This is a genomic window from Vibrio sp. A1-1 (assembly GCF_021728175.1).
GTDB classification, from domain to species: domain Bacteria; phylum Pseudomonadota; class Gammaproteobacteria; order Enterobacterales; family Vibrionaceae; genus Vibrio; species Vibrio diabolicus.
Map to the genome: position 1 here is coordinate 1 of NZ_JAKKCL010000038.1, position 5,859 is coordinate 5,859.

Consider the following 5,859-nt stretch of genomic DNA (forward strand, 5'->3'; position numbering starts at 1 on the left):
TGCTCGAACAGGGTTCGCCACTCTTGGTTAGTGCGTCGTTTAGCCATTTCAAATCTCCTTTGGGTTGGAGGTTTGATCTTATTATTCGGGCTAGACGATTAGAATGCGGTGTTTATGACGCGCTTACGAAATAAGACGGCCTATTCGAACTAGTTGGCTAAGTTGGTAAGACCCCACTTTCATAGACACTATGCTGATTAGAAGAAGTAGGTCAAACCACCTCACTGTTATTTGTGAGGTAGAAGGTTACTGGTAAGGAATGGGGCAATTCCGTATTTCATGCACTATCAGCAAACCTCTGGACAGAAACGTTTTAGGTGTGCTGGTCTAAACCATTTTGGTCAGATTAGAAAAAGTATCTTGAAACCTTAAACGTTTGTTATACGCTCTATATGTATTGAAACTCCTCAAAGATATCTTTGCTTGTATCAATATCACTCGAATTGAATTCATACACTTCATCAGGTGGAACATTTGCGGGAAATTTCACTCTGAAAAAATCACCTATAGCAGACTCAAAACCATCAATTTCATCTCCTGAAACAGTTATAAGGTAGTCTGAGGAGGTAAAGCTATATGTCCAGAATTGTGCAGAAATCAAGGCACACAGTCCACAGGCTGCATCGATCAGAGTGTTAAATGTAGCCTGATGAAAGTTACCATGTCGGTCATGCTTAGTACTGTTATATACTTGATACCAATCTAACCCTCCACCTTTAGCCCATTTAAGGAAAGGAGTTCTGATCCCTTGCTCGCCATGCCAATTAGGTACCATAACTTCGTACTTAGATAAGAAGTGACTTTGTTCTATTTTTTTATAATCCCCCATATTCAAATTACGTCCATACACCTTATAACCATTTTCTTTTAAAATAGCCGTACAGTTTGCCTCTATTTCTACGCAAAACCTCATTAACAGCTCATGGATACGGAAGGAATGAGTTTGTAAGTTTTGAGCAGAGGGCTCAACATAATCTAATAGTGCTATTAGATCTTTTTGCAATACCAGATAAGCTCGAATGTACTGAGCTGGTGAGTTAGCATACAAGGGATGTTTGATATACTCACCTTTTCCCGAGTTAGCATATGAGCCGTCAGAAAAGATCCTACACGTTCTCCTAAATGGCTTATCTATCACTGTACTCTCCTTGCTGTATAACGCCTTGCCAAGTTGCAGCTAACGAACACAACACCTGAGCAAAGCCATGTAATCACTCAGCTCAACCAAACCAAAAATGCCGAACGTTAGCTGTCAACTTAAGCAATTTGTTATCCAATTGACCCGAGAATTTTAACTGGAGCTGTTCCTGTTAACAGCTCACTTAAAATACATAACACTAATAAATATAAGATAGCCATATCTAAATATTCCAACGAGGCTCTAAAAATAGCATTTAGCCGAAGTAGATATCTTCGTAATCCAGTTACTCTGTATATACTTTTTAATCGAAGCTTGGCAAAATAAAAATCAGACATGGCATGGTTTTCAGAGTCAACTTCAATTTCATCATACAGAGCACGATACTTGCTCAAATCAAAGTCTTCAGAATTGCAGATTTTTTCTTCTACGCTTCTCTGTAACTGTAATATCTTATTGCCACAGTCATTGAGCTTCTCAGCACGGACTGCATACTTAGCTTGAGTGTTAATAACAGAGTAAACAAGTATGCAAATTGTCAGAAATATCTGAACTGACGTAAATAATTCCATTGAGTACTTAAAGCTAACTCCACCAACCTGCAATAATGATAGAAGAATCATAACTAGCGAAAGTATGGTGGTTGCATATGAAGTTGAGAAAGCAAGCCTTTTAAGCCTATCACTAGCGATAAACCTACATTTTGCTGAAGCCTTCAGTGTATTGTTAAACTTTTCCTTAGGGCTAATTTTCTCTCCGTGAAAATCATCAACCCCCCACCATTTACTAACACACATACTTTCCTCCTTGTGTCTGCTATTTGACTAACACCCTGTTGAGGTGTGAGCAACGCAATACCGATGCTACTGCATACCACCTTAAACACAAAACGCAACGCATAGCAAAAATGCCAAGCGTTGCGAATCACTCTTAAACAGATTGTTAGACTTTTACTTTTGTTACACTCCAAAAGTAGGTTCACCAAATTGATCCAACAGCTCCTGAACGAGAACACTATCCTTACTACGAAACGTTTCTTCCAAATCTATGTGAGGTTTCCCGTGAGAACTTCCGAGATACATAGATTTCCTGACAGTCAACACTACGTCTTCTGGAGTTGGGCTGTCCTTATATCCATTGTCATACTTGGCATTCCCAGTAACCCAACCTTTGGGTGTCAAATGTTGCTCTTGCCATTCATTACTCGCAGCCATCCTATATCTCCTAATTACCATAAACCACGATAAGAGCCTAGTAGAGTATAATGCTCTGTAAAAGTCTAACTCTTTATATACAGCAACAAGCCGCCTTTCCCACTCGAATCCTACCGCCTATTACCCCTACCAATTAGTAACGCAGCACTAATAAGCCACTGTCAATCAGAGCATTAGCGAACAACTCACTGTGCATCTTGTTGCACAATGCAGCAAATTACCCTCTATCATTAATATGACGGTATAGACTGCTCATTGTGACTTTATCTATGACCTTACACATAAAGATTCACGACCCTGCAAACGCTCATAAGCTCCATAAACACAGTTGGCGAGCCCCCATTGCTCAGATAAGAAAAAGTAGGTCAAACCGCTTCGCTCTAGTTTTTTAAGTTGGGTGCCACTGACACACAAAGGGGCAAAGGTGTGTTGCAGTTCTTAAATGGGGAAGTGTTTTCCTCATATTCCTCAACCAATGCAGCTAGCCTTTCAAGTTTACAAATTAGTCTGATATTTGCTCTATCGAAAGGTATTGAGGTTACTTACCTTGGCGAGATTTTTTAAAGTGCTCAATACCGTGTTGTATGCGACATTCAACACTTGTGCTGTTTCCCTAACTCCAGAGCTATTCATTGACATATCGACAATTTTTTCTTTTACATCTGGCTTGCGGGCTTCGTAAACTTAATCGAGTTGAAAGCCCTTTCGACATTCGATACACCTGAAACGAGGAAAGCCAGAATGCCCTTTTCCATGTTCACGGACGGGCTCTGTTTTATTACAGAGACGACATTGAACTTAGATAGTAGCCATGAGTTAAAAAACATCAGAAACCAGGTGGCTATATTAACATCTATCAACCAATTTGAGTCATGACCAATGAAAGGATAGTTAGGTTTTTATTGCGTAAACTATCGGTAAGAATAGTGCATATAACAGGCAATAAGCCAGGTGTGTAGAATTATTCTATTTTAGGGATTTTGCTCTAAATCTAAATGAATCTTTGCATTTCAATTTCAATAAAGCTTAGTTATTGATCATGTTTCTGAGTATGCGAATTATTATCAATTATGCATATGGTTACTCATTGTCTAGTTTGATTTGTGTAACGTCACTGCAGCACGTATTGAGCGTACTACGCTGATTGTCTGTGTTTTCGTGTTGACAGTTTGGTACTAGGTAAAATCAACAAGACTATGATTTCAAGGAACATTTTATGTTAAAGAAACTACTAAGTTGTTGTATCACCTCCGCGCTCTGTTTTCATTCTTCTCTCGCTTTTTCGCAACCCAATGAGATTGCGGACAGTGCAGAGTTACAACAAGCTCCCGACACATTGCCTGCCACTTTGATGCTTGCACCGGACGACATCGCCATTGCAGATCGCTACATAGTGGTATTTCAACAACCGCAAATGATGGCGAGCAACTCAACAGAATTCGAGCAATTCACGCAACAGTCTGTAGACCGCATGTCTGGTTTGTATTCGATAAAAGTGGAGTCGGTTTTTGACCACTCGATAAGTGGATTTGTCGCTAACTTGAGCCCTGAGCAGCTACAAGATCTACGTTCTGATCCTCGTGTGGACTACATTGAGCAAGACAGAATCCTATCGCTTGACCCAATAGTCTCGGTAGATGCAAATCAAACCAATGCCGTTTGGGGACTAGATCGAATCGACCAACGTAACTTGCCACTCGATAACAATTACAGTGCCAACTTTGATGGGACTGGTGTAACGGCTTATGTTATCGATACTGGTGTGAACAATACGCATGTTGAGTTCGGTGGTCGCTCGGTATCAGGGTATGACTTTGTCGATAACGATGCAGATGCAAGTGACTGTAATGGACACGGCACACACGTAGCGGGCACCATTGGCGGCAGCTTGTATGGTGTTGCGAAAAACGTCAACCTTGTCGGCGTGAGAGTATTGAGCTGTAGCGGATCGGGGTCTACGTCTGGTGTTATCGCCGGTGTGGATTGGGTGGCTGCGAACGCTTCCGGACCTTCAGTTGCCAATATGAGTTTAGGTGGCGGTCAATCTGTCGCTCTCGATAGTGCGGTGCAAAGTGCGGTTCAATCAGGTGTCAGCTTTATGCTTGCAGCAGGTAACTCCAATGCCGATGCGTGTAACTACTCTCCAGCGCGCGTTGCTACTGGTGTAACTGTCGGCTCGACCACCAGCACGGATGCACGTTCGAGTTTTTCAAACTGGGGCAGTTGTGTGGACGTGTTTGCGCCAGGCTCACAAATCAAATCTGCGTGGTATGATGGTGGTTACAAAACCATTAGTGGTACATCGATGGCGACGCCACATGTAGCGGGTGTAGCAGCACTGTATCTTCAAGAAAACAGTTCACTGTCTCCAAGCCAAGTAGAGGCCTTGATCGTTAGCCGCGCAACTAGCGGAAAGGTGACGGACACAAGAGGCAGCGTGAACAAGCTACTTTATAGCTTAACGGATGCAGATTGTGGCCAAGACTGCGGTGGCCCAGATCCAACACCGGACCCAGAAGGCAAATTAACCTCGGGCGTGCCAGTGAGCGGTTTAAGTGGCTCAAGCGGTCAAGTAGCGTATTACTATGTTGATGTAGAAGCTGAGCAGCGCTTAACAGTACAAATGTATGGTGGCAGCGGTGATGCGGATTTGTATCTCCGTTTTGGTGCAAAACCGACACTGAATGCATGGGACTGCCGACCTTTCAAATACGGTAACAATGAAACATGTACGGTCAGCGCGACACAAAGTGGACGTTATCACGTCATGATTCAAGGTTACTCAAACTATAGCGGTGTCAGCATTCAAGCGAGCTACTAGTTATTATTTTCGTTATTGAAAGAGAACAAAGCCCACTTGTCGGTGGGCTTTGCTTTGGGAATACTGAGTTTAATAGATGGCGTTCGATGCTATTCAAACGCACCGGCCTTTTTCTTCAAGAACTCAACTCGAAGCGGCATCGAAGCTTTCTATTAGTTAGTAGTTAGTACACCGCATAAGTCGGGTTCTCCAAGTCGTGTACATCAAATAGGATGCGAACTTAATCTCCTCGAGCTAACTCTTTCTCCATCATAAATCTTGGCATGATGGCAAACCCAAGATGATACAAAACAAATTCTTTACCGTGACCGCGGTTCTCACTTGCAATTTTAGGCTGTGAGACAAACGCGTGACCTGACCTTGGCTGTTGGTCATCGTGAACGATATGGTGGCTAATCCGAGAAGATTGTATCCACTCAAAACTCAGACCCTATACTGCACATGTTGATGGGCTGACAACGGTAACATTGGATGAAATGGGCCTTGAACCACGCAAGATCATTATAAATGGGAACTATTAGGCAAAGAGACGATCAAACGAGGTAAATTGGAATGGGGCGTGCGACGTGAGGTCGTATGAAGCGCTGTTCACCGCTCAACGAGTGAACCATCTGTATCACCAGATGAACCTAGGACTCTGAATAAAGTAGCGAGTCTGACAATGTAACGAAGGTTGGTATTTGCCA

Annotated in this window: 4 protein-coding genes and 1 pseudogene; 1 reads left to right on the forward strand and 4 read right to left on the reverse strand. The window is 42.5% G+C overall.

Annotated features, from left to right (window positions below; translation table 11 throughout):
• Positions 1–388: 388 nt before the first annotated feature.
• The 4 genes and pseudogenes from L3V30_RS23735 to L3V30_RS23755 all read right to left on the reverse strand — a co-directional run.
• On the reverse strand, positions 389–1,138 hold the full coding sequence (locus L3V30_RS23735) for a hypothetical protein (RefSeq protein WP_167427619.1): 750 nt from the start codon (positions 1,136–1,138) through the stop codon (positions 389–391).
• A gap of 131 nt (positions 1,139–1,269) precedes the next feature.
• Positions 1,270–1,935, reverse strand: coding sequence for an SLATT domain-containing protein (locus L3V30_RS23740; RefSeq protein ID WP_167427620.1), 666 nt, complete (start codon positions 1,933–1,935; stop codon positions 1,270–1,272).
• Between the two features lie 162 nt (positions 1,936–2,097).
• Complete coding sequence (locus tag L3V30_RS23750) at positions 2,098–2,352, reverse strand: hypothetical protein (protein WP_167427621.1); 255 nt, start codon at positions 2,350–2,352, stop codon at positions 2,098–2,100.
• A 545-nt stretch (positions 2,353–2,897) separates the two neighbouring features.
• A pseudogene (locus L3V30_RS23755) lies at positions 2,898–3,165 on the reverse strand (IS1-like element transposase); the annotation flags it as partial.
• Positions 3,166–3,568: 403 nt separating this feature from the next.
• Here L3V30_RS23755 and L3V30_RS23760 point away from each other — a divergent pair.
• On the forward strand, positions 3,569–5,173 hold the full coding sequence (locus L3V30_RS23760; RefSeq protein WP_237310115.1) for a S8 family peptidase: 1,605 nt from the start codon (positions 3,569–3,571) through the stop codon (positions 5,171–5,173).
• The last annotated feature ends 686 nt before the right edge of the window (positions 5,174–5,859 follow it).

Excerpts from the sequence above, each read along its gene's own strand:
- L3V30_RS23760 (WP_237310115.1), top strand. The coding sequence starts at position 3,569 with ATGTTAAAGAAACTACTAAGTTGTTGTATCACCTCCGCGCTCTGTTTT.
- L3V30_RS23750 (WP_167427621.1), bottom strand. The coding sequence starts at position 2,352 with ATGGCTGCGAGTAATGAATGGCAAGAGCAACATTTGACACCCAAAGGT.
- L3V30_RS23740 (WP_167427620.1), bottom strand. The coding sequence starts at position 1,935 with ATGTGTGTTAGTAAATGGTGGGGGGTTGATGATTTTCACGGAGAGAAA.